At 74.0% G+C, this 25,843-nt stretch carries 25 protein-coding genes and 1 riboswitch; of the genes, 13 read left to right on the top strand and 12 right to left on the bottom strand.

Annotated features, from left to right (window positions below; genetic code table 11):
• The first annotated feature begins 112 nt into the window (after positions 1-112).
• The 5 genes from garA (at position 113) to gcvP (ending at position 6,296) form a co-directional block, all read left to right on the top strand.
• Entirely contained in the window at positions 113-580 is a 468-nt protein-coding gene (garA, locus tag A3CO_RS0111015; protein ID WP_018332299.1) for a glycogen accumulation regulator GarA, read from the top strand.
• Positions 581-608: 28 nt separating this feature from the next.
• Complete coding sequence (locus tag A3CO_RS0111020) at positions 609-1,514, top strand: MerR family transcriptional regulator (protein ID WP_018332300.1); 906 nt, start codon at positions 609-611, stop codon at positions 1,512-1,514.
• A gap of 199 nt (positions 1,515-1,713) precedes the next feature.
• Complete coding sequence (locus A3CO_RS0111025; protein WP_026204493.1) at positions 1,714-2,181, top strand: bifunctional nuclease family protein; 468 nt, start codon at positions 1,714-1,716, stop codon at positions 2,179-2,181.
• 196 nt (positions 2,182-2,377) lie between these two features.
• Complete coding sequence (locus A3CO_RS0111030) at positions 2,378-2,995, top strand: MerR family transcriptional regulator (RefSeq protein ID WP_018332302.1); 618 nt, start codon at positions 2,378-2,380, stop codon at positions 2,993-2,995.
• A gap of 64 nt (positions 2,996-3,059) precedes the next feature.
• A riboswitch (glycine riboswitch) is annotated at positions 3,060-3,164 on the top strand.
• A 219-nt stretch (positions 3,165-3,383) separates the two neighbouring features.
• Positions 3,384-6,296, top strand: a complete 2,913-nt coding sequence (gcvP, locus tag A3CO_RS0111035) for an aminomethyl-transferring glycine dehydrogenase (protein ID WP_018332303.1) — start codon at positions 3,384-3,386, stop codon at positions 6,294-6,296.
• 102 nt (positions 6,297-6,398) lie between these two features.
• On the opposite strand, the gene A3CO_RS0111040 is transcribed toward gcvP, so the two are convergent.
• The 6 genes from A3CO_RS0111040 to A3CO_RS0111070 form a co-directional block, all read right to left on the bottom strand.
• Positions 6,399-7,799, bottom strand: a complete 1,401-nt coding sequence (locus A3CO_RS0111040; RefSeq protein ID WP_051085919.1) for an MFS transporter — start codon at positions 7,797-7,799, stop codon at positions 6,399-6,401.
• 44 nt (positions 7,800-7,843) lie between these two features.
• Positions 7,844-8,653 carry a universal stress protein gene (locus A3CO_RS31545; RefSeq protein WP_018332305.1) on the bottom strand — a complete coding sequence of 270 codons (810 nt, stop codon included), beginning with the start codon at positions 8,651-8,653 and terminating at the stop codon, positions 7,844-7,846.
• Between the two features lie 496 nt (positions 8,654-9,149).
• A complete protein-coding gene (locus A3CO_RS0111055) occupies positions 9,150-10,184 on the bottom strand; it encodes an NAD(P)/FAD-dependent oxidoreductase (protein ID WP_018332307.1) in 1,035 nt (344 codons plus the stop codon).
• A 19-nt stretch (positions 10,185-10,203) separates the two neighbouring features.
• Positions 10,204-11,346, bottom strand: coding sequence for a hemolysin family protein (locus tag A3CO_RS0111060; RefSeq protein WP_018332308.1), 1,143 nt, complete (start codon positions 11,344-11,346; stop codon positions 10,204-10,206).
• The gene (locus A3CO_RS0111065) at positions 11,343-12,701 is read right to left on the bottom strand and encodes a hemolysin family protein (protein ID WP_018332309.1); all 1,359 of its coding nucleotides are present in this window, start codon (positions 12,699-12,701) and stop codon (positions 11,343-11,345) included. The genes A3CO_RS0111060 and A3CO_RS0111065 overlap by 4 nt, the downstream gene beginning before the upstream one ends.
• An 8-nt stretch (positions 12,702-12,709) precedes the next feature.
• Positions 12,710-13,174 (bottom strand): PPOX class F420-dependent oxidoreductase, encoded by a 465-nt coding sequence (locus A3CO_RS0111070; RefSeq protein ID WP_018332310.1) that lies wholly within the window; start codon positions 13,172-13,174, stop codon positions 12,710-12,712.
• A 70-nt stretch (positions 13,175-13,244) separates the two neighbouring features.
• Here A3CO_RS0111070 and A3CO_RS31550 point away from each other — a divergent pair, with 70 nt between their 5' ends.
• The 4 genes from A3CO_RS31550 to A3CO_RS0111090 all read left to right on the top strand — a co-directional run bounded on the left by A3CO_RS31550 (position 13,245) and on the right by A3CO_RS0111090 (position 16,304).
• Positions 13,245-13,985 (top strand): SDR family oxidoreductase, encoded by a 741-nt coding sequence (locus A3CO_RS31550; RefSeq protein ID WP_018332311.1) that lies wholly within the window; start codon positions 13,245-13,247, stop codon positions 13,983-13,985.
• A 67-nt stretch (positions 13,986-14,052) separates the two neighbouring features.
• The gene (gene coaA / locus A3CO_RS0111080) at positions 14,053-14,988 is read left to right on the top strand and encodes a type I pantothenate kinase (RefSeq protein ID WP_018332312.1); all 936 of its coding nucleotides are present in this window, start codon (positions 14,053-14,055) and stop codon (positions 14,986-14,988) included.
• Positions 14,989-15,094: 106 nt separating this feature from the next.
• Positions 15,095-15,580, top strand: a complete 486-nt coding sequence (locus tag A3CO_RS0111085; protein ID WP_157647414.1) for a MarR family winged helix-turn-helix transcriptional regulator — start codon at positions 15,095-15,097, stop codon at positions 15,578-15,580.
• Positions 15,581-15,707: 127 nt separating this feature from the next.
• Positions 15,708-16,304 (top strand): mycothiol transferase, encoded by a 597-nt coding sequence (locus A3CO_RS0111090; protein WP_018332314.1) that lies wholly within the window; start codon positions 15,708-15,710, stop codon positions 16,302-16,304.
• A 30-nt stretch (positions 16,305-16,334) separates the two neighbouring features.
• On the opposite strand, the gene A3CO_RS0111095 is transcribed toward A3CO_RS0111090, so the two are convergent.
• Positions 16,335-17,123, bottom strand: coding sequence for a DUF427 domain-containing protein (locus A3CO_RS0111095; RefSeq protein WP_018332315.1), 789 nt, complete (start codon positions 17,121-17,123; stop codon positions 16,335-16,337).
• Between the two features lie 19 nt (positions 17,124-17,142).
• Entirely contained in the window at positions 17,143-17,757 is a 615-nt protein-coding gene (locus A3CO_RS0111100) for a class I SAM-dependent methyltransferase (protein ID WP_018332316.1), read from the bottom strand.
• A gap of 41 nt (positions 17,758-17,798) precedes the next feature.
• Here A3CO_RS0111100 and A3CO_RS31555 point away from each other — a divergent pair, with 41 nt between their 5' ends.
• Positions 17,799-18,581 carry a YqjF family protein gene (locus A3CO_RS31555; protein WP_018332317.1) on the top strand — a complete coding sequence of 261 codons (783 nt, stop codon included), beginning with the start codon at positions 17,799-17,801 and terminating at the stop codon, positions 18,579-18,581.
• Positions 18,582-18,595: 14 nt separating this feature from the next.
• On the opposite strand, the gene A3CO_RS0111110 is transcribed toward A3CO_RS31555, so the two are convergent.
• Positions 18,596-19,306: a hypothetical protein gene (locus A3CO_RS0111110; RefSeq protein ID WP_018332318.1), complete on the bottom strand. Its 711-nt coding sequence runs from the start codon at positions 19,304-19,306 to the stop codon at positions 18,596-18,598.
• A gap of 48 nt (positions 19,307-19,354) precedes the next feature.
• Positions 19,355-20,869: a CocE/NonD family hydrolase gene (locus A3CO_RS0111115; protein ID WP_018332319.1), complete on the bottom strand. Its 1,515-nt coding sequence runs from the start codon at positions 20,867-20,869 to the stop codon at positions 19,355-19,357.
• An 88-nt stretch (positions 20,870-20,957) separates the two neighbouring features.
• Here A3CO_RS0111115 and A3CO_RS0111120 point away from each other — a divergent pair, with 88 nt between their 5' ends.
• The 3 genes from A3CO_RS0111120 to A3CO_RS0111130 all read left to right on the top strand — a co-directional run bounded on the left by A3CO_RS0111120 (position 20,958) and on the right by A3CO_RS0111130 (position 24,061).
• Positions 20,958-21,545: a TetR/AcrR family transcriptional regulator gene (locus A3CO_RS0111120; RefSeq protein ID WP_018332320.1), complete on the top strand. Its 588-nt coding sequence runs from the start codon at positions 20,958-20,960 to the stop codon at positions 21,543-21,545.
• A 49-nt stretch (positions 21,546-21,594) separates the two neighbouring features.
• Positions 21,595-22,383, top strand: coding sequence for a helix-turn-helix transcriptional regulator (locus A3CO_RS0111125; protein ID WP_018332321.1), 789 nt, complete (start codon positions 21,595-21,597; stop codon positions 22,381-22,383).
• Between the two features lie 115 nt (positions 22,384-22,498).
• Positions 22,499-24,061: a nucleobase:cation symporter-2 family protein gene (locus tag A3CO_RS0111130; RefSeq protein WP_018332322.1), complete on the top strand. Its 1,563-nt coding sequence runs from the start codon at positions 22,499-22,501 to the stop codon at positions 24,059-24,061.
• Between the two features lie 27 nt (positions 24,062-24,088).
• Here A3CO_RS0111130 and A3CO_RS0111135 read toward each other — a convergent pair whose 3' ends face one another.
• Together A3CO_RS0111135 and A3CO_RS0111140 are read right to left on the bottom strand one after the other, a co-directional pair.
• Entirely contained in the window at positions 24,089-25,492 is a 1,404-nt protein-coding gene (locus tag A3CO_RS0111135; RefSeq protein ID WP_018332323.1) for an 8-oxoguanine deaminase, read from the bottom strand.
• A 103-nt stretch (positions 25,493-25,595) separates the two neighbouring features.
• Positions 25,596-25,835, bottom strand: a complete 240-nt coding sequence (locus tag A3CO_RS0111140; RefSeq protein ID WP_084681724.1) for a VIT1/CCC1 transporter family protein — start codon at positions 25,833-25,835, stop codon at positions 25,596-25,598.
• Positions 25,836-25,843 lie beyond the last annotated feature (8 nt).

Below are 25,843 nucleotides of genomic sequence, written 5' to 3' on the forward strand. Positions count from 1 at the left end.
GTGGCCCGCCCGGGTGACGCACCCGGACGAGGGTCCCCCGGGACCGGCGCGCCCAGCGGCACGCGAGGATCGACCGAACAGACGACATCGACGTGATCGACGGAGGAGCACGGTGAGCCAAGGTCCGGGCGCGGTCCCCCCCGAGCGTCAGGGTGAGACGACGTCGGTCTTCCGGGCCGACTTCCTCGCCGAGACCGGCGAGGAGTCCCGCGGTGGCGTCTCCGGCGTCGACTCCCTGCCCGCCGGGTCGGCCCTGCTGGTCGTCAAGCGTGGCCCCAACGCCGGCTCGCGCTTCCTGCTGGACCGCGACACCACGAGCGCCGGCCGGCACCCCGACAGCGACATCTTCCTCGACGACGTCACGGTCTCCCGGCGCCACGCGGAGTTCCGCCGCGACGGCGCGGAGTTCGTGGTCGTCGACGTGGGCAGCCTCAACGGCACCTACGTCAACCGCGAGCCGGTCGACACCGCGGTGCTCGCCAACGGCGACGAGGTGCAGATCGGCAAGTTCCGCCTGGTCTTCCTGACGGGGCCGCGCGACGCCGGTTCCGCCGGTCAGGGGGCCGGGGAGTACTCGTGAGCGGGGCGAGCGCGGCGAGGGGGATCGCGTGACGGCGGCCGGTCTGCCCCAGGGTGACTCCCGGGGCGCGCTCTCCATCGGCGCCGTCCTCGACGCCCTGCGCGGGGACTTCCCCGAGATCACGATCTCCAAGATCCGGTTCCTCGAGTCCGAGGGGCTGATCTCGCCGGCCCGGACCCCGAGCGGCTACCGCCAGTTCTCCCACGCGGACATCCGGCGGCTGCGTTTCGTGCTCTCGGCCCAGCGTGACCACTACCTGCCGCTCAAGGTCATCCGGGCGAAGCTCGAGGAGTTCGACGCCTCGCCCACCCCCGACGGCCCGGTGCTGACCGCGCCGCCGGCCGACGCGGTGAGCCCGGCCGACACGATGGCGCCGCTGACCGGCGGCCCCGGCGGTGGCGGACCGGGCGGCGGGGGCGACGAGGGCTTCGGGCGCCGCTTCGGCACGGTGCCCCGGCCGCGGTCGCTCAGCGCCGTCGGCCCGATGACGGCCGTCGGCCCCGCCGACGACGACCCGGACCGCACCCTCGGCGCGGTGTCCGCCGGTGCGGCCGCGACGGCGGGCGACGGCGTCGACCGCGAGACGGTGCTGGCCGAGGACGGCGTCGACGAGGCGCTGCTGACCTCCCTCGAGCACCACGGGATCCTGCGACCCGACGTGTCCGGACGCTACGAGCCGGAGGCGCCGGTCATCGCCCGGACCGCGGCGGCACTCGCGGCCCTCGGTGTCGAGCCCCGGCTGCTGCGCGGGCTGCGCGCCGGCGCGGACCGCGAGGTCGGCCTGCTCACCCAGCTCGTCACCCCCGTCGCGCGCAGCCGGGCCCCCGAGGCCGCCCGGCGGGCGCACGACCTCTCCGGCGAACTGGCGTCGCTCTCCGGGCGGCTGCACGCCCTGCTGGTGGGCTCCGGGCTGCGGCACGGCCTGCGTCGCTGACCGCACGTCGCGGCGCGGCTCTCCCGGGCCACCGCCGCGACGCCTCCCGGCCAGTCGCCGGACGGCCGTTCGTCACCGCCCCGGGAGGCCCCGGAGCGTGTAGCGTTCGCGCCGTCGACTCCGGTCGCTGCTGCCGGGGCGATCTTCGGAGATCACGGTGCGTCCCTCACGCACCACGGCCGAACAGGAGGCGAGACGCATGAGTGAGATGCGTGTCGTGGGCGTACGGGTCGAACTGCCTGCGAACCAGCCGATCCTCCTCCTGCGGGAGTCCGACGGTGACCGCTACCTGCCGATCTGGATCGGCTCGGTCGAGGCCACCGCGATCGCCCTCGAGCAGCAGGGTGTCAAGCCGGCGCGGCCGCTGACCCACGACCTGCTCAAGGACGTCCTGGGAGCGCTGGACCGGCGGCTCGAGCAGGTGCGGATCACCGACCTGCAGGAGGGAACCTTCTACGCGGAGCTCGTCTTCGACGGCGACGTGCGGGTCTCCGCCCGGCCGAGCGACTCCGTGGCGCTCGCGCTGCGGGTGGGCGTGCCGATCCACGCCGAGGAGGGTGTGCTCTCGGAGGCCGGGCTCGTCATCCCCGACGAGCAGGAGGACGAGGTCGAGAAGTTCCGCGAGTTCCTCGACACCGTGTCGCCCGAGGACTTCGCCGGCACGTAGGAGACCGAGCAGCGGAGCTCGACCACCGGGTTCCGTGGCGGTGGCACGGACGGCGCGTCGCCCCCGACGCGCCGCTCGTCTCACCGTGAAGTTCAGGTAGAGACTTGACCGCGCGTCGCGTTGACCCCTGCGGACGCCCCTCGTACGGTCTCTGACCAGGGCCGGAAAGCCGGCCGACGGGGTCGAGGAGGCAAGTGTGGCGGGAGCCGATGAGCGGCCCGAGCAGGGTGCCTCGTTGCAGCCGCTGGGCCCCGCGGGGGAGCAGGGATCGCTGTTCCCCGACGAGCTCTTCGGTGAGGGCCCGAACGACGACGTGCTGGGGTACCGCGGCCCCGCCGCCTGCCAGATCGTCGGGATCACCTACCGCCAGCTGGACTACTGGGCCCGCACCAAGCTCGTGGTGCCGAGCATCCGCACCGCCACCGGGTCGGGCTCGCAGCGGCTGTACTCCTTCAAGGATCTCGCGGTGCTCAAGGTGGTCAAGAACCTCCTCGACACCGGGGTGTCGCTGAACAACATCCGCACCGCGGTCGAGCAGCTGCGCCGCCACGGCGTGCGGGACCTCGCCCGGATCACGCTGTTCTCCGACGGCGTCACCGTCTACGAGTGCACCTCCCCGGAGGAGGTCGTCGACCTGCTCCAAGGCGGGCAGGGCGTCTTCGGGATCGCCGTCGGCGGGGCGATGCGGGAGCTGTCCGGCTCGATCGCGCACTTTCCGGCCGAGCGCGCGGGGGCCGGCGCGGCCGTCGTCGAGCACGCCCCGGAGGACGAGCTGGCCTCGCGGCGCGCCCGCGGCGCCCGCACGGCGGGCTAGACCTCACGCCACCGGTGGGCTGACACGGCGTAGCCGCGACGGTAACCTCGGCTCCGTTGGTCGCTCACCCCACGCGGGAGAGTCCTGCAGTCAGAAGCCTCTGGACGCAGGCGCCGAAGGAGCAACTCCTCCCCGGAATCTCTCAGGCATCCCGTACCGCGTGGGTCAGACCGCCTCTGGAAAGCGGTGGGTTCCGTCAGCGATGACGGTGCCCGCCCGCCGATGGTGCAAGCCGGCCCGACGCCCGACGTCGGGGTCGAGGTCCGGTGAAGCTCTCAGGCGCCCGCGCAGGACCCAGGTGGGCAGTGGCAGAGGGGGAGGGATCCCGGTGCGCCCGTCGCGGCGCGTGCCGGGGTGACCCTGACCGCCGGATGCCGGGAGGCCCCGCGTGAGCCCCAGCAGTGACCGTCTCTCCCTCGCCGCCCTCGAGCACGGCCGGCCGTTCTCCGAGCGCCACATCGGGCCGGACGCCGGTGAGCTGGCCCGGATGCTCGACACCGTCGGCGTCGGCTCGCTCGAGGAGCTGGCCGACGCCGCCATGCCGACGTCGATCCGCACCGACCCCGCCGACTGGGAGACCAGCGGCACGCGGGACCAGGTGCCGCCGCCGGCCGCCACGGAGGCGCAGGTCCTCGATGAGCTGCGGACCCTCGCCGGGTCGAACACCACCCTCGTGCCGATGCTCGGGCTGGGCTACCACGGCACGATCACCCCGCCGGTGATCCGCCGCAACATGCTCGAGGACCCGGCCTGGTACACCGCCTACACCCCGTACCAGCCCGAGATCAGCCAGGGCCGGCTCGAGGCGCTGCTGAACTTCCAGACCGTCGTCTGTGACCTCACGGGCCTCGACGTCGCCGGCGCCTCCATGCTCGACGAGTCCACCGCGGCCGTCGAGGCCATGATGCTGCTGCGCCGTGTGGTGAAGAAGCAGGGCGACCGCTTCCTCGTCGACGCCGACACGCTGCCGCAGACCATCGCCGTGCTGCGGACCCGGGCCGACTCGCTCGGCATCACGATCCAGCTGGTCGACGCGACCGCCGATCTCCCCGATGGCGACTTCTTCGGGCTCCTGCTCGCCGCGCCCGGGTCGTCGGGCGCGCTGCGCGACCACACCGCGATCATCGCCGCCGCCCACGAGCGCAAGGCCCAGGTCGTCGTCGCGTGCGACCTGCTCGCCGCCACGATGGTCACCCCGCCCGGCGACCAGGGCGCGGACGTCGCCGTCGGCTCCACCCAGCGCTTCGGGGTGCCGCTGGGCTTCGGCGGACCCCACGCCGGGTTCCTCGCCGTCCGCCAGCAGCTCGCCCGCCAGCTGCCGGGCCGGCTCGTCGGCACCTCCATCGACGCCGACGGCAACCCCGCGCACCGGCTCGCCCTGCAGACCCGCGAGCAGCACATCCGCCGCGACAAGGCCACGAGCAACATCTGCACCGCGCAGGTGCTGCTCGCCGTCATTGCCTCGATGTACGCCGTGTACCACGGCCCGTCGGGGCTGGCCGACATCGCGCGGCGCACCCACCGCATGGCCGCCGTCCTCGCGGCGGGGCTGGTCAAGGGCGGCGTCGAGGTCGTCCACCGCGACTTCTTCGACACCGTGCTCGTCCGCGTGCCGGGGCAGGCGGCGGAGGTGACCGGCGCCTGTCGTCGGGAAGGGGTCCTCGTCCGGGAGGTCGACGCCGACCACGTCGGCGTGTCCTGTTCCGAGGTCACCACCCGCGAGCACCTCACCGCGCTCTGGCGCGCGTTCGGGGCCGGCGAGGTGGAGATCCCCGATCTCGACGCCGCCACCGAGGACGCCGTGCCGGCGGGGCTCGTGCGCTCGTCGTCGTACCTGACGAACCCGGTGTTCCATCGCCACCGCAGCGAGACCTCGCTGCTGCGCTACCTGCGCGCGCTCTCCGACAAGGACGTGGCGCTCGACCGCAGCATGATCCCGCTGGGCTCCTGCACGATGAAGCTCAACGCCACGGCCGAGATGGAGCCGATCACCTACCCGGGCTTCGCGAACCTGCACCCGTTCGCCCCCGAGTCGGACGCGCCGGGGATGCTGCAGGTCATCCACGACCTCGAGGCCTGGCTGGTGCACCTCACCGGCTACCACGCCGTGTCGCTGCAGCCCAACGCCGGCTCGCAGGGCGAGCTCGCCGGGCTCCTCGCCATCCGGGCGTACCACCACTCCCGCGGCGACCTGCACCGCGACGTCTGCCTCATCCCGTCCTCGGCTCACGGCACCAACGCCGCGTCGGCGATCTCGGCGGGCATGCGGGTCAAGGTCGTGAAGACCACCGAGCGGGGCGACGTCGACCTCGACGACCTGCAGCGCGTGATCGGCGAGGTCGGGGAGCAGCTCTCCGCCATCATGATCACCTACCCGTCGACGCACGGCGTGTACGAGCCGGGGGTGCGGGACGTGCTCGCCGCCGTGCACGACGCCGGCGGCCAGGTCTACGTCGACGGCGCCAACCTCAACGCGCTCGTCGGGCTCGCCCGGCCGGGCCGCTTCGGCGCCGACGTCAGCCACCTGAACCTGCACAAGACCTTCTGCATCCCGCACGGTGGCGGCGGGCCCGGCGTCGGGCCGATCGGCGTGGCCGAGCACCTCGCGCCGTTCCTGCCGAACCACCCGGCCCAGCCGTCGGCCGGACCGGAGACGGGGATCGGCCCGGTCGCGGGCGCGCCCTGGGGCTCGGCGTCGATCCTGCCGATCTCCTGGGCCTACGTCCGGCTCATGGGCGTCGACGGCCTGCGTCGCGCGACGCTCACCGCGGTGGCGGCGGCGAACTACGTCGCGGCCCGGCTCCGTGACTCCTTCCCGGTGCTCTACACCGGCCCGGGCGGGTTCGTCGCCCACGAGTGCATCCTCGACCTGCGGCCGCTGACGAAGTCCTCGGGCGTCACCGTCGACGACGTCGCCAAGCGCCTCGCCGACTACGGCTTCCACGCCCCGACGATGTCGTTCCCGGTGGCCGGCACGCTCATGGTGGAGCCCACCGAGTCGGAGAACCTCGCCGAGATCGACCGCTTCTGCGACGCGATGATCGCGATCCGCGCCGAGATCGCGCGCGTGGAGGCGGGGGACTGGCCCGCGGACGACAACCCGCTGGTCCACGCCCCGTTCACGGCCCGCTCGGTGCTCGTCGACGAGTGGACGCACCCGTTCACCCGCGAGGAGGCGGCCTTCCCGCCGGCGGGTCGTCCCGACAAGATCTGGGTCCCCGTCCGGCGCATCGACTCCGCGCACGGCGACCGGCACCTCGTCTGCTCCTGCCCGCCCCTGGAGGAGCTGGCCGAGGCCTGACCGCCCCGTGCTCGAGCGAAGGGCCCCTTCGGTCGGATAGATCGACCGGAGGGGCCCTTCGCTCGAGTGGGGCCGGGGTGGCGAAGGGCGCCTGCGGCCCGTCTATTCGACGGAGGGTGCCCTTCGGTCAGCACCGGTGCCCGCCGGCACACCGTCGGCGGCGCCACGGCCGTCCCCGCCCCGTTCCCGGGCGATCCGCGTGCCGACGAGCACGGCCACGACGGCCGCGGCGACCATGCACACGCCCACCACCCAGAGGCCCGCGCGCTGCGAGCCGGACAGGTCGGAGAGCCAGCCGGTCACGTACGGGGCGGCGAACCCCGAGATGTTGCCCAGCGAGTTCACCAGCGCGATCCCCCCGGCCGCGGCTGCGCCGGTGAGGAACCGCGAGGGCAGCGCCCAGAACGGGCCGAGCGCCGCGCACACCCCGACCGCACAGACCGTCACGGCCGCCATCGCCGTCCACGGCGAGTGCAGGTAGAGCGCGATCGGAATGGCGACGCCGCCGACGAGGGCCGGGGCCGCGACGTACCAGGCGGTGGCCCGGACGGTGCGGGCGGTGTCGGCCCGCCGCCCCCAGAGCACCATGACGACGGCCGCGACCACATACGGGATGGCGGTCACCGCCCCGCGCTCGACCACCGAGAGCTTCGTGCCGAACTGCTGCTCGAAGCCCGCGACGATCGTGGGCAGGAAGAAGCCGAGGGCGTAGAGCCCGTAGGTGACGCCGAAGTAGACGAAGGCCAGCGCCAGGATGCGCGGGCTGGTCAGGGCCCGGCGCAGCGGCCAGTGGCCGCCGCCCGCGGTGTCCCGGGCCTCGGCCTCGAGGCGCTCGGTCAGCCAGGCCCGCTCGTCGTCGGCGAGCCAGCGGGCGTCCCGGGGACGGTCGATGAGGGCGACGAACGTGACGGCCGCGAGCAGGATCGCAGGGATGCCCTCGAGCAGGAACATCACCCGCCAGCCGGACAGCCCGAGGACGCCCTCGCCGCCCGAGATGATCAGCGAGGAGACGACGGAACCCACCGCGGTCGACACCGGCACGGCCGCCATGAACATCGCGACCGCCCGCGCCCGCTGCTCGGCCGGGAACCAGTAGGTCAGGTACAGGATGATCCCGGGGAAGAAGCCGGCCTCCGCGACGCCCAGCAGGAAGCGCAGCACGATCAGCACGGTGCCGTCGGGGGCGAACGCCATCGCCGTCGCGATCACCCCCCACGAGACGAGGATGCGCGCGAGCCAGCGGCGCGCCCCGAAGCGGTGCAGCGCCAGGTTGGACGGGACCTCCAGCAGCAGGTAGCCGAGGAAGAAGATGCCCGACGCCAGGCCGAACGCCGTCGCGGTCAGCCCGAGTTCGCGGTTCATGCCGTTCGGCCCGGCGAACCCGATGTTGACGCGGTCGAGGTAGTTGACGAAGTACAGGAGCATCAGCAGCGGCATCACCCGCAGCGCGACCTTCCGCAGGGTCCGTCTCCCGATCGCGGTGTCCGGCGTCGTCGTCGACATGACCGACACCTGATACGGCCGGTGCGTCCGACGTCAAGTCCCCGTCAGGGACGCACGATCACGGCGGGGACGGGGGCGGCCGCGAGGATCGCACCGGCCCGGTCGCCCAGGAAGAACCGGGTGGCGGCGTGCGGGGAACCGCCGACCACGAGGAGATCCGCCTCGGTCCAGGACGCGGCGTGCACGGCGGCGTCCCATCCGGTGCCGACGTGGACCCCGGTCTCGGCGCCCTCGAGGCCCAGCGTCGCCAGGGCCTCCCGCTGGGCCGCGGCGATCTGCGCCGACCACGCCGCGAGCACCGGGTCCTCGACGTCCGGCCCGACCTCCGACGGGATCGTCCGTCCCCGTCGCACCGCGAACGACGCCACCCGCAGCGAGGCGGCGGACCGGCGCGCGAGATCGGCCGCGGCGGCGAGGAGCGCCGTCGCGGCCGCGGTGCCGTCGAACGCGCAGGTCACGCGGTCGATCGGCAGCCCGGGCACCGAGGAGCCGCCGCCGCGGGCGAGCACCACCGGGACCGGGGAGCTGCGGGCGACGCGCGTCGCGATCCGGCCGGAGCGGTCGGCGTCGGTCCCGAGCACGACGGCGGTGACGTCCTGCGCGCCCGCGGCGGCGACGAGCGCCTCGGCCACCGAGCGGCCGTGGACGGTCTCCCGCCGCGCCGCGAGCCCGGTCGCGGCGAGCACGCCCGCGACCGCCGCCCACGCCGGCGTGGCGTCGGCGTCCGTCCCTGGCGTGACGACGAGGGCCACGGCCAGCTCCTCGTCCCAGGCCCGGGCGAGCCGGGCGCCCAGCCCGACGGCACCCCCGGCGTCGTCCCGCGCCCGCGGCGAGAGCCCCACCAGCACCGTCACCGGTCCGCCGCCCGTGCGCCGGGGGTCGGTGGGCGGCGCAGCCGGGCGTGGGCGGGCGGGGCCAGGGGCATCCGCGCACCCTCACCGGACGGATCAGGTGCAGGACCGCAGAACCGGCACGTCCGGGTCGGCGCCGCGCTCGAAGGAGATGGCGTCGGCGGTCGGGACCCCGCCACGCTCCGCGGGGGAGCGGGACGGGGATCGACGCGCCGGCGCCGGGGAGCGGTGCCGATACACGCAGGACCTTCCGGGGTCGGGGAGCCGTCTCGTCCGGAGACGCCCGCCGGACCGGCCGTCGGGGTCGGCCGGTCCGGCGTGGAAGGACCACTCACGGCTCGATGGGGAGTCGATGCCGTGACCTTCCCGTGACTTCTCCTTGACCCACGCTAGAGCCAGAGCAGTGGTCATCGAGGGCGACGACGACGGCCGGACCCGCCGGCGCGACGAGCGGGCCCGGGTTCTCAGGGAGCCGCTCAGGACGGTGAGCGGGGCGGTCTCAGCAGGTGACGCGGGCCGCGAGGGCGCGGCCGAGCAGCGTGCCGGACCGCCAGGCGGTCTCGACCTTCGGCGACCCCCAGCCGTCGCCGACCACCGCGACGAGGTCGTCGTCGAGGTGGAACGGGGCGTCCTCGGCCGTGTCGTGCGGCTCCGCGGGGCTCGCGAAGGTCCAGCGGTGGGCGTGGGTCCAGCGGGGCGCCTCGGTCAGGCCGAGCAGGTCGCCGACCGCGCCCACCACCTCGTCGATCACGCCGTCCGGGTCGTCGAGGTGCCGGCGCGCCAGGTCGCCGGTGGTGTGCGCGACGAGCACCGGGGCGTCGTCGCCGCGCCGCGACCCGTCGTCGGCGACGAGCGAGAGCACCGGGTGGTCGTTGACGAAGGCGGCGGGCAGGTCGGGCCAGGTGCGCGCGGCGTAGCCGAGTGCCACCGCGATCACCGGCTCCCACTCCTGCCCGGCCACGGCGGCGGCGGCGCGCAACGGGGCGCCGACCAGCCGGGCGGCCTGCGGGTCGGGCATCGCGAGCACGACGGCGCAGGCGGGCTCGCCGTCGACGGTCGGGCCGGGGGTGACGGCGGCGACCTCGCGGTGGGTCTCGACCGTCAGGCCCTCCGCGAGGTCGGCGACCAGCGTGCGGAGCCCGCCGGGCGCGGCCCACCGCTGCGGACCCGACTTGCTCTCCGCCGACCCGTCGGGCCCGTAGGCCCGGAGCGTGTCGGTCCAGGGACGGGCGAGGCCGCGGCGCTCCCAGTCGGCGACCTGGGCGGCGAACTCGTCGTCGCTCACGGTGAAGTAGGCGGCGCCGAGGTCGACCGGGCGGGCGTCGCCGTCGGCGGAGCCGCGGGGGAGCGGGGGGCTGGCCAGCCGCCCGCCGACGCGGCCGCTGCGCTCCAGCACCCGCACCGGCACGCCCGCCGCGGTGAGGGCCCGGGCGCACGCGATCCCGCTGATCCCCCCGCCGACGACGAGGACGTCCGTGCGGGGCTGCGCGCTGTCGACCATGTCGCTCAGGTCCCCGCGGGGCGGCTCGGCCATGCGTGCCCGGACCGAGGTCCTAGGAGCGGCCGCTGCGGGTGGCGTGCGTGGAGTCGCGCACCGTCCCGACGTACTCCTCGATGAGGTCCTCCAGCGCCACCACGCCGACCGTCGCGCCGTCGTCGTCGACCGCGCGGGCCAGGTGGGAGCCCTCCCGGCGCATCGAGGCGAGCGCCTCGTCGACGGGGGCGGTCACCGTCACCCGTGGCAGGGCCCGTACGCGGTCGACGGGGACGACCTGCTCGGGGCCGCCGTCCAGGTCGAGGACGTCCTTGATGTGCAGGTAGCCGTCCAGCTCCACGCTCGGCGCGACCCCGCTCTGCTCGGGCAGCAGCGGCTCGGTACCGGGCTCCAGCGCGTGGCTGTCGAGGCGCGGGTGGGCGTCCGGTGCCTCGGGCGCCTGCACCGGGTAGCGGGAGAACCCGGTGCTCGCCACCGCCTCCTCGAGCGCGCCCACCGTGGGGCGCGAGGGGAGCACGGTCAGCCGTTCGCGGGGGATCAGCACGTCGGCGACGGTGCGCTCCGCGGTCTGCAGGGCCTGGGTGAGCCGTTCGGTCTGCGACGCGTCGAGGAGCCCCTCACGCCGGGACTCTGAGAGCATCTCGGCGATCTCCGACGGCGTGAAGGCCGACTCGCGCTCGTCCCGGGGCTCCACCCGGAGCAGCTGCAGCACGTGGTTGGCGATCCAGTTGAGCAGGTAGATGATCGGCCGGGCGACCTTGAGGAACGCGACCAGCGGCGGCACCAGCCACACCGACGTGCGCTCCGGGCCGGCGATGGCGATGTTCTTCGGGACCATCTCGCCGATGACGATGTGCAGCACCGTGACGATCAGCAGCGAGATGACGAAGGCGATCGGGTGCAGCAGGGCGTCGGGCACCCCGACCGGCTCGAAGACCGCCTCGAGCAGGTGCGCCAGCGCCGGCTCGCCGAGCGACCCGAGTGCGAGCGAGCAGATCGTGATCCCGAGCTGCGCCGACGCCATCATCATCGACAGGTGCTCGGTGGCCCGCATGACCGTCGCGGCCCCGGAGGTCCCGGCGTCCACCATCGTCTCGAGCCGGTCGCGCCGGGCGGAGATGAGCGCGAACTCGGCGCCGACGAAGAACGCGTTGGCCAGCAGCAGGCCGACCATGGCGAGCAGGGCGACGTAGTCGTTCACGTCGTGGTCCCCGCCGTCTCCCGTTCCGCCTCGGCCGTCCCGGCCTCGGAGGGGCGGGTGATCCGGACGTCGGCGATGCGGCGCCGGTCCATGCGGGTGACCGCCATGTGCCAGCCCTCGTGGGTCACGGTGTCGCCGACCGAGGGGATGCGTCCCAGCTCGGCCAGCAGGAACCCGGCGAGGGTCTCGTAGACCTCGGAGTCGGGGAAGGACCAGCCGACCACCTCGGCCAGCTCGTCCGGGCGCAGGGTGCCCGAGACGATCCAGGTGTCGTCGCCGGTCTCGCGGAACCGGGCGGCCTCGCCGCGGTCGTGCTCGTCGCGGACGTCGCCGACGATCTCCTCGACGAGGTCCTCCAGGGTGACGATCCCGGCCGCCCCGCCGTACTCGTCGACCACCACCGCCAGCTGGAAGCCGGTGCCGCGGAGCCGGTCGAGCAGCTCGTCGCCGTCGAGGGAGTCGGGCACCGTGGTCGCGGTGCGCATGAGGTTGCGCAGGAACTGCTGGCCCCGCCGCGAGCGCGGCTCGGCGAACACCTGCTTGACGTGGACCACGCCGCGGACGTCGTCGAGGTCGCCGTCGACCACGGGGAACCGCGAGTAGCCGGTGCGGATCGCCGCGGCGAGCAGGTCGTCGACGGTGTCGTCGGGCGACAGCGTCACCACCCGCACCCGCGGGGTCATCAGCTCGTCGGCGGTGCGCTCCGCGACGCGCAGCGTGCGGGTGAGCACCGCCGCGGTGCCCTCGTCGATCGTGCCCTGCTCGGCGCTGGTCGCCACCAGCGACCCGAGTTCCTGCGGCGACCGGGCCGAGCGCAGCTCCTCGGCCGGCTCCACCCCGAGGCGGCGGACGATCCAGTTCGCCGCGCCGTTGAGCCCGCCGATGAACCACGCCAGGGCCTTCGAGAACCCGGCCTGGATGCCCGCCACGGCCCGTGCGGTGCGCAGCGGGTCGGCGATCGCGAGGTTCTTCGGCACCAGCTCGCCGAACACCATCGACAGCGCGGTCGCGAGGACCAGCGCGACGACGGCCGCCGTGCCGCCCGCCGCGCCCGCGGGGAGCCCGATGTCCTCGAGCAGCGGGGAGATCAGCGTCGCGATCGCGGGCTGGGCCAGGTACCCGGTGACCAGCGTGGTGATCGTGATGCCGAGCTGGGCCCCGGAGAGCTCGAAGGACAGGTTGCGGTGGGCCTTCGCGACGGTCTTCGCCCGCCGGTCACCCACCTCCGCGGCGTGGTGGTCGACCTGGCTGCGCTCGAGCGTGGTCAGCGAGAACTCGGCCGCGACGAACACCGCCGTGCCGAAGGTGACCGCGACGACCCCGACGAGGCCGAGGACGGAGAGCAGGACGTCCACGAGGAGAGCTACCCCTTGTTCAGGCGCGCGGGGAACCCGCCCGTCGCGATCGGACCCCAGTGCTCGACGGTGAGCCGGATGATGCACTTGCCCTGCTTCGCCATGGCGTCCTTGTACTCGTCCCAGTCCGGGTGCTCGCCGGAGATGGAGCGGAAGTACTCGCAGAGCGGGTCGAGGGCGTCGGGCAGGTCGAGCACCTCGGCGGTGCCCTCGACGTGGACCCACGGACCGTCGAAGTCGTCGGAGAGCACGCACATCGCGACGTGCGGCTCCTTGCGGATGTTGGCGACCTTCGCGCGCTCCGGGTAGGTCGAGACCAGCAGGCGCCCCTCCGCGTCGATCCCGAGCGTGACGGGGGAGGTCTGGTCGCCGCCGTCACCCCGGCGGGTCACCACGATGGCCTTGTGCCGCGAGCGCAGGAACTCGATCAGTTCCTCGCGCCCGACCCGGTCGTTCGTCGCCGTCTTCGCCACGGACGTCAGCCTACGGGCGGGGGCCACCGCACGCCGCGTCGTGATCAGCGCCGCTCACTAGGCTGGACGGGTGGAGAGTCTCACCGGTCGCCGGGTCCTCGTCGTCGGCGCCTCGTCCGGGATCGGTGCCGCGATCGCGACGGCGGCGGGCGCCGCGGGGGCCCGCCCGGGCCTCGTGGCGCGTCGTCGGGACCGGCTGGACGAGCTGGCCGCCTCGCTGGGCGGCGCGGCCGTCGCGGTGGCGGACGTGACGGACGCCGGATCGACCGGCGCGGCCGTGGCGTCGGTCGCGGCCGAGCTCGGCGGCATCGACGACGTGGTGCTCGCGGCCGGGGTCATGGCGCTGGGAACGGTCGCCGACACCGATCCCGAGGTCTGGCGCAGCGTGCTCGACGTCAACGTCACCGGGCTGCTGACCGCCGCCCGGGCCGTGCTGCCCCACCTCGGCCCGGGGAGCACCGTCGTGGTGATCTCCTCGATGTCCGGCCGCCGCGTCGCCTCGGCCGCCGGCGGCGTCTACGCGGCGAGCAAGCACGCCGCCCACGCCGTCGCCGAGACGCTGCGCCTCGAGGCCGGACCGCGCGGGGTCCGGGTCACGACGGTCTCGCCCGGGTTCGTCGCCACCGACCTCGTGGCGGGCCAGGAGAACGCGGGCGAGTTCGGCGAGCGGATGCACGACCAGGGACTCGAGCCGGCCGACGTCGCCGCCGGGGTGGTGCACGTCCTGGGGCTCCCGCCGCACGTGGTGGTCGTGGAGTACGCGGTGCAGTCGGTGCGGCAGCTGGGGTACCGGGGAGCCGACCGGAATTGATGCAGGCCGTGACCTGGCGGACAGCCGGTGGCGGTCGGCCCGGTGTCCGTGACGAGAATGGCGCCTCATGAGCGGGTCCCCGTTCGTCGACTTCGACCGCGCCTCCTGGGCGGCTCTGCGGGACGAGTCCGGCGACCTCCCCCTGACCGCGGCCGAGCTGGAGGAGCTGCGATCCCTCGGCGACCCGGTGGATCTCGACGAGGTCCGCGACGTGTACCTGCCGCTGTCCCGGCTGCTGGACCTGCACGTGCGGGCCAGCGCCGGCCTGCTCGAGGCGTACCGGACGTTCCTGCGCCAGGACGAGGAGCGCACGCCCTTCGTCGTCGGGATCGCCGGATCGGTGTCGGTGGGCAAGTCGACGACCGCGCGCCTGCTGCGGCTGCTCCTCGCCAGATGGACGGACCACCCGAACGTCGCCCTGGTGACCACCGACGGCTTCCTCCACCCCAACGCCGAGCTCGAGCGGCGCGGGATCATGGCGCGCAAGGGCTTCCCGGAGTCCTACGACCGGCGGGCACTGCTCCGGTTCGTCTCGGACATCAAGGCGGGGAAGCCCGAGGTCCCGGCCCCGGTCTACTCGCACCTGGTCTACGACGTGCTCGACGAGCAGCGCCCCGTCGCGCGCCCGGACATCCTCGTGCTCGAGGGCCTCAACGTCCTGCAGCCGGCCCCGCAGACGGGGGAGCGGGCCAGCGCGCTGGCGGTCAGCGACCTCATCGACTTCTCGATCTACGTGGACGCGCACCCCACCGACGTGCGGCGCTGGTACATCGAGCGGTTCCTCGCGCTGCGCGAGACGGCGTTCCGCGACCCGGCGTCGTACTTCCGGCGCTACGCCGAGATGGACGAGGACGCCGCCCGGGAGCGGGCCTCCCAGATCTGGGACGAGATCAACGGCCCGAACCTGCGGGAGAACATCGCGCCGACCCGGTCACGGGCCGGTCTGGTGCTCACCAAGGGACCTGATCACGCCGTGCGACGGATCCGGTTGCGCAAACTCTGACCGGTGCGGCCGATCGGGCTACTACGCCAGCGGCGAATCGGACGAAAGCGGCAGGAAATACGCGACCGGTGGTGACCTCCGGATGCTCGGGATGGGATGCTGAGGTATGGCAACGACCTCGTCCGACCTCGCGGCCTCCCCCCTGGGTGTGGGGGAGCGCATCGATCCTCACGACCCGATGCTCCCGGCGCGGCTCCGGCTCGCCGTCGGCCGGCTCAACCGGCGCATCCGGGTCGATTCCGGGGCGGTCCTGCCCCCGCTGCAGACCTCGGTGCTCGTGACCCTCGAGGAACACGAACCGCTGCGGCTCTCCGAGCTCGCGCGCCGCGAGGCGGTCACGCCGCCCACGATGAGCCGCGTCCTCGCCGCGCTCGACGACGCCGGGCTACTCGTCCGCACGCCGGACCCGCAGGACGCGCGCTCGGCGCTGGTGGAGCTCTCCGCGGCGGGCCGGGCCATGATCGACCGGCTGCGCACCGAGCGCACGGCAATGCTGGCCGAGCGCCTGGAGCGGCTGCCCGAGGAGCAGCGCGAGGCGCTCGCGGCCGCCCTGCCGGCGCTGGAGGCCCTCGTCGCCCTGCCCTCGACCTGACCCGCGTGGCCGCGACGACGCCGTCACCCACCGGCCGTCTTGTCGCGCGCGACCGGTCCGGGCATGCTGGGCCGCCGCGATCACGTCCCGGGGCCCACCGCCCGGGACCCCGGACGGCGGGACCACGGTGAGCATCGACGAGCCCCAGCACCCCTCGATGGACGTCGACGTCCCGGCCGTAGGCCACCACCCGGTGGACGACGAGATCGTCTTCCGGACGCCGGTCCGCCGCCTGCAACCACCCCAGGTGGCCGACGAGCGCGAGTCGCTCGAGGGCTGGCTCGACTACTTTCGGGCCCAGGTCGTCCTCAGCCTCGACGGGCTGCCGCACCGCGCCCTGCGCCGCCGGGTGCCCGACTCGGGCGCCTCCCTGGTCGGCATCGTGCGGCTGCTCACCGACCTCGAACGCACCTGGCTGGTCGAACGCTGGGGGGAGCGCGGCGGGCGGGCCGCCTACACGTTCAGCTACGTCGACGACACCGACGCGCCCTTCCGCTTCTCCGAGCTCGACGACCCCGGGGCCCTGATCGGGGCCTACCAGGAGGTGTGCGAGAAGGGCCGCGACGCGTTGGCCGGGGCCGAGTCGCTCGACGACGCCGTCCGCGACGACCGCCGCGGCCACATCGAGCTGCGGTGGATCCTGCTGCACCTCATCACCGAGACCGCCCGCCGCGCGGGCCAGGCGCAGGCGCTGCGCGAGTTCCTGCTGGCGACGGAGGACTGAGCCGCTTCCAGGTCGGTTCCGGGCCGGTACTCAGGCCCGCTCGACGGTGACGGTGAAGTCGTCGGTGAAGCACACCCGGCCGGTGATCCCGCGCGACTCGTCCAGCGGCGTCTCGTAGGACCACGCGCCGTCGACGACGGTGGTGTCGCCGGTCCGCACCGACCAGTAGCTCGACACGCCCTTGTACGGGCACACCGTGGTGGTATCGGTCGCGACCAGCTCGGCCGTCACGTCGTCGCGCGCCACGTAGAACCGCACGTCGAGGCCGGTCTCGTCGAGCAGGACCGCCGACGTCGTCGACGCGACCACGGTCCCGTCCGGCGCGGTGACGGTGACACGCCGGCTCGTCGGGCGCAGGTCGACGCGGTGGTAGGGGTCGGGGAGGTGGCCCAGCACCTCGACGTCCTCGTCGTACCACCGGTCCGCCGCGCTCATCGGCAGCGCGACGAGCCCGGCCAGCCAGGCCGCGTCCGGCTTCGGGTCGGGGTAGGCCCACACCGCGTCGGGGATCGTGCGGGACCCGACGGTCAGGTTCCGGTAGGTGGCGTCGCCCTTGAACGGGCAGTGGGTGGAGGTGTCGCTGGGGGAGAGCAGGTCGGCCCGGACGTCGGCCTCGGGCACGTAGAGCTGCGGCCCGAGTCCGGTCTCGAAGAGCAGGGACCCGCCGACGGTGTCGAGCACGACCACGTCGTCGACCACCGCCCGGACGCGGCGCCGGAACGGCTGGAGCAGCAGCGAGTGCGCCGGGCCCTCGACGGTGAAGGTGCGGGTCTCGGGGAGGTTCCTCGACAGCGGTCCGCCGAAGCGCGTCAGGGCCATGGGTCCTTCGTACACCCCCTCACAACCGTGTCGCACGCACCGCGAAGAGCGGGTCCCCGGCCGACGGCCGCTGTTCGGTCACCGGCTCGGCGAAGGCGCCCGAGGCGGCGAAGTACCCCTCGACGATGCGCACGTGGCCGGCGTCGTCGGTGGCGAGCCAGCCGCGCACCGCCTTCGTCGGGAAGCAGCGGTTGGAGAACGTGATCGCGAACTGCCCGCCGGGGCGCAGCACGCGGGCGACCTCGCGGAACACCTCGACCGGGCGGGTGAGGTAGTCGACCGAGACGGTGTTGACCACCGTGTCGAACGCGGCGTCGGCGAAGGGGAGCGTCGGGTCGGCGTTGAGGTCGTGCACCACCCGCTCGTGCGCCCACGTGTTCGCGCGCAGCTCGGCGTGGTTCATCCCCAGCACGGTGAGGTGCCGCGGCGGCGTGGAGAGGTGCGAGACCCACGAGGACATGAGGTCGAGGACGTCGCCGTCCACCCCCACCTCGTCGTAGAAGGCGCTCACCGCCGCGACGGCGGCGTCGTCGATGTGCTGCACCAGCCGCGGCGGGCCGTAGAAGACGGCGTCGTCGCGGGCGTCGGAGCGGTCGAAGAATCCCCGGGGGAACGTCAGGTCGGTATCGGCCACATCGTGATGTTCCCGAACCCGTCCGCGGGCACTCCCGTCCGGTGATCCCCGAGCCGGTCGACGCCACGGCCCCGCCCTTCCGCGGGCCCACGATGATGACGCAGTCCTGGCAGGACGCCGCCTTCCTGCACTGGGCGCTCCCGCCCGACGAGGTGGCCCCGTTCCTGCCGCCCAGGGTGCTCCCCGACGTGGTCGACGGCGTCACCTACGTCGGGCTGATCCCGTTCCGGATGGTCGGTGCAGGTGTCTCGCGCGGACCGTCGATCCCGTTCTTCGGGACGTTCCTGGAGACCAACGTCCGGCTCTACACCGTCGACGGGCGGGGCCGGCGGGGCATCGTCTTCCGGTCGCTCGACGCGAACCGGCTCGCGGTGGTGCTGGGGGCGCAGGCGGCGTTCGGGCTGCCCTACCGCTGGGCGCGGATGGCGTTCGAGCACACCCACGAGGAGTTCACGTACCGGGCGACGACGGTGGTCGGCGGCCACCGCAGCCTCGTACGGGTCCGGCCCGCGGAGCCGGTGGAGGACGACCTGACGACGTTCCTCACCGCCCGCTGGGGCCTGCACGAGCGCCACCTCGGGCTGCCGCTCTACGTGCCCAACGTCCACGAGCCGTGGCCGCTGCGCCGGGCCGAGCTCACCGCGTTCGACGACGAGCTGGTCGCGGCGGCGGGGTTCCCGCAGCTGGCGGGCCGGGAGCCGGACCTCGTGCACTTCTCACCAGGCGTCTCGGTGCGCTTCGGGCTGCCGGGCGGTCGCCCCCGGCCGGCGCGAGGGGAACCCTCGCGCCACGAGAGCGCCCGGAACCTCCCCTCACGGTCCTGACGGCGGGTGGCGGCTCAGGCGGCCGCGAGCCAGGCGGCCCACTGCGCCTGCAGCCGCTCGGCCACCGTCGCGTCGCCGAAGAGCAGCGCGCGGACCTCGTGCACCGGCGGCGTGCCGCTGGTGGCGAGGACGGCGACGCCGGGGATCGGGTCGTCGAGGAGCAGCACCGCGGCGCTGTGGCGGTGGCCGCCGCGCCGCTCCAGGCAGGTCCCGGACATGGCGGGCAGGCCCCGGAAGGTGTGGAACTCCTGGCGCGGCGCCACCACGCCCACCTGGGAGAGGAACCGGGCGTGGGCCTGCTCCTGGGTGGACTCCCGCGTCCGACCGCGCGACGGCCCCCAGGCGTGCACCTCGGTGCCGGGCGGGTCGGGGAAGTGCTCGAGGTGGGCCGCCAGCGCCACCAGCGCCGTCGTCATGCGCTCGGCGAAGCCCGGCTCGTCCGGCGCCCCGGTCGAGCGGCAGGTCACCACGGTGGTGCGGTCGGCCCGGCCCTCGATGGTCCAGGCCGTGGTGATGGTGGCGTCGGGGTCGTCGATCTCGGTGGTGAGCCCGCCGTCGTGCTCGGTCACCCGGACCGGCTCGTCCGCGGTGACCACCACGATCTCGCCGTCGGCGCGCGCCTCGAGCCCCGCCGGGCGCAGCCAGGTGGCCACCGCGCCGGGCAGGGTGGCGCGCACCCGGTCGGGGTCGGCGGCGATCTGGACGGCCAGGTCCACGGAGGTCACCCGAGAACCATGCCCTGCGCCCGGACGGGAAACGCTGGTGGGTGTCGATCAGGCGGGCGGGATGACCGGCACGAGCAGGTGTGAGGCGCGGTCGCCCCCGACGTGCACGACGGCACCGACGGCCGGGCGACGCAGGTCCGGGTGGTCGTGGGCCATCGTGCCGAGCTCGGAGTCCTCGACGACGAGCTGCAGCCGGACGGTTTCCCCCGGGGCGAGGGCGATGCTGGTGGGCCAGATCTCGACCTCGAGCAGCGTCGGCTCGCCCGGCACCAGCGGCAGCTCCCGCTCGTGCGGGTGCCACGGGCGGGAGGGCTCGGAGCGCTCCGGGTCGGTCTCGCGGTGGGACGCCTTCAGCCACCCCATCGCCATCGGCACGTCCTGGCCCTGCGGCCCGATGGCGGGGATCGGGACGCCGTCGGCGTCGAGGTGGTGCACACGCACGAGCACGTCGAGGTCGTCCTGCGCCGCGGTGAGCCAGAGCCGCAGCGCGACCGGACCGGTGAGTTCGAGGGGCTCGGTGAGCGGCGCCGTGTCGAACGTCGACGGGTAGGGCACCGAGGCCTCCGACGCCGGCGGTGCCCAGTCGAGGGTGCCCTCGCCGAGGTACAGCTCCCGCCACTCCGTCTCCGGCAGCGGGAAGTCCGCCGCGTCGCGCCACGTGACGTCGCGGCCGTGCCGGATCGCGAGCCGGACGGATGCGACGTCGTCCATGCGGTCGGCCTCGTCCTTGAGGAAGCGGTCGAGGAAGCGCCGTTGGAGGTCCAGCGCCCAGTCCTCGTAGTAGGGGTCGATGTGGGTGCCGGTGAAGCCGGCGAGCCACTTGTGCTCCGACGCGGCCCGGCGCCAGCCCTCGACGTTGCCGCGCAAGTGCAGCTGGACCCCGCCCCAGTTCGCGCCGGAGAGCAGCGGGACGTCGATCTTCTCCAGGTCGGTGGCCCGGGCACGGTGGTAGTCGTCGAACAGCGGGTGGGCCGGGAGCACCTCGCGCCAGTCCTCGCCCTCCGGGCCGGTGCGCTGCGGCTCGATCTGGCGGGCCCACCAGAAGTCGATGAACCCGCGGGTATACAGCCCGCCCTGGTAGGCGCACTCGCGGTAGAAGTCGGTCGAGCCCTCCCAGGCGACGAGCGCGGCGAGGTGCGGGGGCTGCAGGGCGGCGACCCGCCACCCCGTCATCGCGAGCCAGGAGATGCCGCTGGAGGCGACCTTCCCGGTCGACCACGGCTGCGTGCCCGCCCACTCGACGACGTCGTAGTAGTCCTCGGCGTCCTGCGGGCCGTACAGGTCGAGGCGACCGGGCGACGCGCCAGTGCCACGGGTGTCGGCGCGCAGCACCGCGTACCCGCGGTCGGTCCACCACACCGGGTCCGGGGTCTCCCAGACCATGTACTCGTGGTGGGGAACGTGCTCGTACTGCGGGTAGCGCTCGGGCCAGTGCACGCCCTTGCCGTAGGGGCTGATGCAGGTGATGACCGGCACCGGCCCGTCGTCGTCGGGGCGGAACACGTCGACGAGGACCGGGGTCCCGTCGCGGGTGGGGACGAGGACGTCGCGGTCGATCTGCACTGATGCTCCCTCGGGTCGTCGGGGTCCTGCGCGGAGTGTGGGTCGTGACCGGGGCTAAGACAATCGGACTTGCGTTAAGCTCCTCGAGATGGGCGACGTGGAGGTCCGCCGCCGTCCCGGCGGCCGGTCGGCCCGTGTCCGCGCGGCCGTCCTCGACGCCGCCGTCGAGGTGCTCCTCGCGCGCGGCCTGGCCGACTTCCGGATCGCGGCGGTCGCCACGCTCGCCGGGGTGCACGAGACGTCGATCTACCGTCGCTGGGGCACCCGGGAGGGCCTGCTCGTCGACGCCCTCCTGCAGACGAGCGAGCAGCGCCTGCCGGTGCCCGACACCGGGCGGCTGCGCGACGACCTGGTGGCCTACGCGACGGCGCTCGCGCGGTTCCTCGCCACGCCGGTCGGCCGGGCGCTCGACCAGGTGCTCGTGCTCGGCGACGGGCCCGCCATGGCCGAGGCCCGCGGGCGCTTCTGGACCGAACGGGCCGCGGGCTCGACGGCCATGATCACCCGGGCCGTGGCGCGCGGGGAACTGCCGGGCACGGTCGACCCGCGGCTGGCCGTCGAGATGCTCGTCGGCCCGGTCCACTTCCGGCTCCTGCTCACCCGGGAACTCGTCGACGCCGCGCTGGCCACGCGTCTCGTCGACGCCCTCCTGCGCGGCATCACGGTGCGGCCATGACCCGGGAGGTCATGGAACCCGTGACCGGGGCCTTCTAGCGTCGCCTCCCATGACGACCGCCGGGGCGATGCTGCGGGGCTGGCGCACGCGCCGCCGTCGGAGCCAGCTGGACCTCGCGCTGGAGGCGAACGTGTCGACGCGTCACCTCAGCTGCGTGGAGACGGGGAAGGCGCAGGCCAGCCGTGCGCTGCTGCTCGACCTCGCGACCCGGCTCGAGGTCCCGCTGCGGGAGCGGAACGCGCTGCTGCTCGCCGCGGGCTACGCGCCCAGCTACGGCGAGTCCGCGCTCGACGACCTCTCCGGCGTGCGCGAGGCGCTGGCGCACCTGCTCAGGGGCCACGAGCCCTACCCGGCCCTCGTGGTCGACCGGTGCGGCGACGTGGTGCTGACCAACCGCGGCGTCGGGGTGCTCCTCGCGGGGGTCGACGAGCGGTGGCTCGCGCCGCCGCTGAACGTCTACCGCCTCGCCCTGCACCCCGACGCGCTCGACGTGCGCAACCGTGCGGCGTGGTCCGCGCACCTGCTCCACCGGCTGGACCGGCTCGTCGACCTCACCGGCGACGCGCGGCTGGTCGCGTTGCGCGAGGAGGTCCGGCCCTGGGTCCCCGAGGTCGGGTCGGTACGGGTGCTCGACCGCGCCGCGCAGCTCATGCTGCCGCTGCACCTCGGGCACCCGGAGTACGGCGACCTGCACTTCCATTCGACCATCACGCATTTCGGCGCGGCCTTCGACGTCACCCTCGACGAACTGTCGATCGAATCGTTCGTCCCGGCCGACGCGCACACGCGCGACGTCCTGACCCGAGAATCGGACGAATACGGCGAATCGGCGCGGTGATCGCAACATCTGCCCCGCTCGACACACGCCCGCCTCACGGCCGTCACAGCACCTCGTCATGTTCGGGGTCCGCGCACCCGACCACCCGGGTGCTCAGGCGCGACCGGGAGACGACATGGCCTCACCCACCCGGACCGACGACCCGGCGACCCCACCGGTCCACCCGGTGGACGAGCTGCTGCCGCTGCCACGGCTGCTCGTCCTCGGACTGCAGCACCTGTTCATCATGTACGCCGGGGCGATCGCGGTGCCCCTGATCGTCGGTCCGGCGGTCGGGCTCGACGAGTCCGACATCGCGATCCTCGTCAGCGCGGACCTGCTGGTGTGCGGGATCGCCTCGATCATCCAGTCCGCCGGCATCGGACGGATCCTCGGCGTGAAGCTGCCCGTGGTCGCCGGGGCCACCTTCACGGTCCTCAACCCGATGATCATCATCGCCAACTCGTACGGCGGCCGGGACGGCCTGCCCTACGTCTACGGCGCGATGATCATCGCCGGCGTCTTCGGGCTCATCATCGCGAAGCCGTTCTCGATGGTGATCCGGTACTTCCCGCCGCTGGTGACGGGGACGGTCATCGCCATGATCGGGCTCTCGCTGATCGGGGCCAACATCGGGCTCATCGCGGGCGACAAGACCTCCACCTTCACCCCGCAGATCCCCCAGCTGAACGCAGCGGGCCAGCCGTTCCTCGGCTCCGACGGCTCGGTCGCGATGGTCACCAACCCCGACGCCGGCCAGGTCTCGCACATCGTGCTCGCCGGCGTGGTCGTGCTCATGATCGTGGTGTTCGCCCGGTTCCTGCGGGGCTTCCTGGGCCAGACCTCGGTCCTCATCGCGATCGTCCTGGGCACGATCATCGCCATCCCGATGAGCCTGGTCGACTTCTCCTCGGTCGGCTCCAGCGGCTGGTTCGGGATCGCCCCGCCGTTCCACTTCGGGCCCCCGAAGTTCGCCGCCGCGGCGATCATCTCGATGTGCATCGTCATGCTGGTGACCTACGTCGAGTCGACCGCCGACATGCTCGCAGTGGGTGAGCTGACCGGCCGCGACCTCCGCCCGAACGACCTCGCCCGCGGCCTCGCCGTGGACGGGCTGTCGGCCTTCCTCGCGGGCTTCATGAACTCGTTCCCCGACACCGCCTACGCGGAGAACGTCGGCCTGGTGAGCATGACGAACGTCCGCAGCCGGTGGGTGGTCACGGTCTGCGGCGTGGGGCTCGTGATCCTCGGCCTGGTGCCCAAGGTCGGCGCGGTGGTGGCGGCGCTGCCCGGACCGGTGGTGGGCGGCGCGGCCACGGTGATGTTCGCGATGGTCACCGCGGTCGGCATCCAGACCCTGCACAAGGTGACCTTCGGCGGGCCGAACAACCACAACCTGCTGATCATCGCCGTGTCGTTCTCGATCGGCCTGATCCCGACGATCCAGCCGAAGTTCTACCAGCACTTCTCGTCCGACTTCCAGGTGATCTTCGGGTCCTCCATCACCTCGACGGTCATCGTGGTGTTCGTGCTGAACCTCGTGTTCAACCACTGGCTGCCGAACTTCCCCCGCCGCGCGGGGGCCGTGGAGGAGGCGGTGCAGGCCGGCGCGGTCACCGGGGGCACGCCGCCCGACGAGGGGGCAACGGCGCCCGCCGCGCGGGAGTCCGAGGACGGCGTGGCCCGCCACCGGGCCTGAGACGCGGCGCCGCTCGGACCGCGCCGCTCAGCCGACGCCCTGGATGCGCTCCGCCGCCCGGCGGTGGCGCACCAGGACGTCGTCGAGATCGGTGGCGACCGGCCGGGAGTCGCGCACCACGAAGCGGCCCGCGACGACGGTGTCGCGGGCGGCGGTCGGGCCGCACCGCAGCCAGGCCTCCACCGGGTCGGTCAGCGCGCCCGCGTATGCGAGGCCGGTCCGCGGCCAGACCACGAGGTCGGCCGCCGCGCCCACGGTGAGCTGCCCGATCTCCCCGGCCCGCCCCAGGCAGCGGGCCCCGTCGCGCGTCGCCAGGGTGAGCACGTCCCGGGCGCTCATCGCGGCGGGACCGGCCCGGAGCCGGCCGACGAGCAGGGCCTGCCGCGCCTCCAGCCACAGCGACGCCGCGTCGTTCGACGCCGAGCCGTCGCACCCGAGCCCGACCGGGGCGCCCGCCGCCCGCAGGTCGGGCACCGGGCAGATCCGGGCGTTCCCGAGGACGGCGTTCGACGACGGGCAGTGGGCGACGCCGGTCCCGGCCGCGCCGAGCCGGGCGATCTCGTCGTCGGAGGGGAACAGGCAGTGCGCGACCCAGCTGCGGTCGCCGAGCCAGCCCACCTCCTCGAAGTGCTCCACCGGGCGGCGCCCGAACGTCTCGAGGCAGTAGGCGTCCTCGTCGGCGTCCTCGGCGAGGTGGGTGTGGAGGCGGACGTCGAGCCGCTCGGCGAGCTCCGCGGTCCGGGTCATGAGCTCGGGGGAGACGCTGAACGGCGAGCACGGCGCGAGCGCGACCCGGCACATCGACCCGGGGGAGGGGTCGTGGTGGGCCGCGACGAGGCGCTCGGAGTCGGCGAGCACGGCGTCGTCGTCCTGCACCACCGAGCGCGGTGGCAACCCGCCGTCGTCGACCGAGCGGGTCATGGAGCCGCGGGTGGGGTGGAACCGCATCCCCGCCTCGCGCGCGGCGAGGATCTCGGCCGCCCAGAGGTCCCCGCCGCCGGCCGGGGCCACGTAGAGGTGGTCGGTGGTGGTCGTGCACCCGCCGAGGGCCAGCTCGGCGAGCCCGACGCGGGCGGCGAGGTAGGACGCCTCCTCGTCGAGACCCGCCCACAGCGGGTAGAGCGTGGTGAGCCAGGCGAACAGGCCGCCGCGGATCGCGGGCCCGTGGCTCCGCGTGAGGTTCTGGTAGAGGTGGTGGTGCGTGTTCACCAGGCCGGGCGTCACCAGGCAGCCCGTGGCGTCGAGGGTCTCGACCGCGGGTGGGGGCGGGCCGGTCCCGACGCCGGTGACGGTGCCCCCGGTGATCGCGACCCAGCCGCCCGGGAGTTCGCGGCCGGCGTCGTCGCAGAGGACCACGAGATCGGCACCGGCGACGACCAGGTCGGCCGGGGCGGGGGCGTCGGTCACGGCGTCGGTCACGGCGTCGGTCACGGGGGACTCCCGACTCTCGGCGAGGAGGACCCCGGGATCCCATCGTGCCGGTGTTGCGTCCCGGCTACGACGGTGCTGCGTCGGCGGCCCCGTCCGCGTCGGCTCAGCCGACGGCGGTGCCGAGGGCGATGCCGATGCCGTAGGTGACGGCGAGTCCGAGGCCGCCGCCGATGACGACGCGCAGCATCGCCTTGAGCGGGGCGGCGCCGCCGAGGCGGGCGCCGGCCCAGCCGGCGATCCCGAGNGCGATCAGGACCGCGACCACGCAGACCGGGACGCGCCAGGTCGCCGGCGGCAGCAGGATCGCCAGCAGCGGGAGCAGCCCGCCGAGGGTGAAGGCGATGGCGGAGG

It is taken from the genome of Actinomycetospora chiangmaiensis DSM 45062 (assembly GCF_000379625.1).
Lineage (GTDB): Bacteria > Actinomycetota > Actinomycetes > Mycobacteriales > Pseudonocardiaceae > Actinomycetospora > Actinomycetospora chiangmaiensis.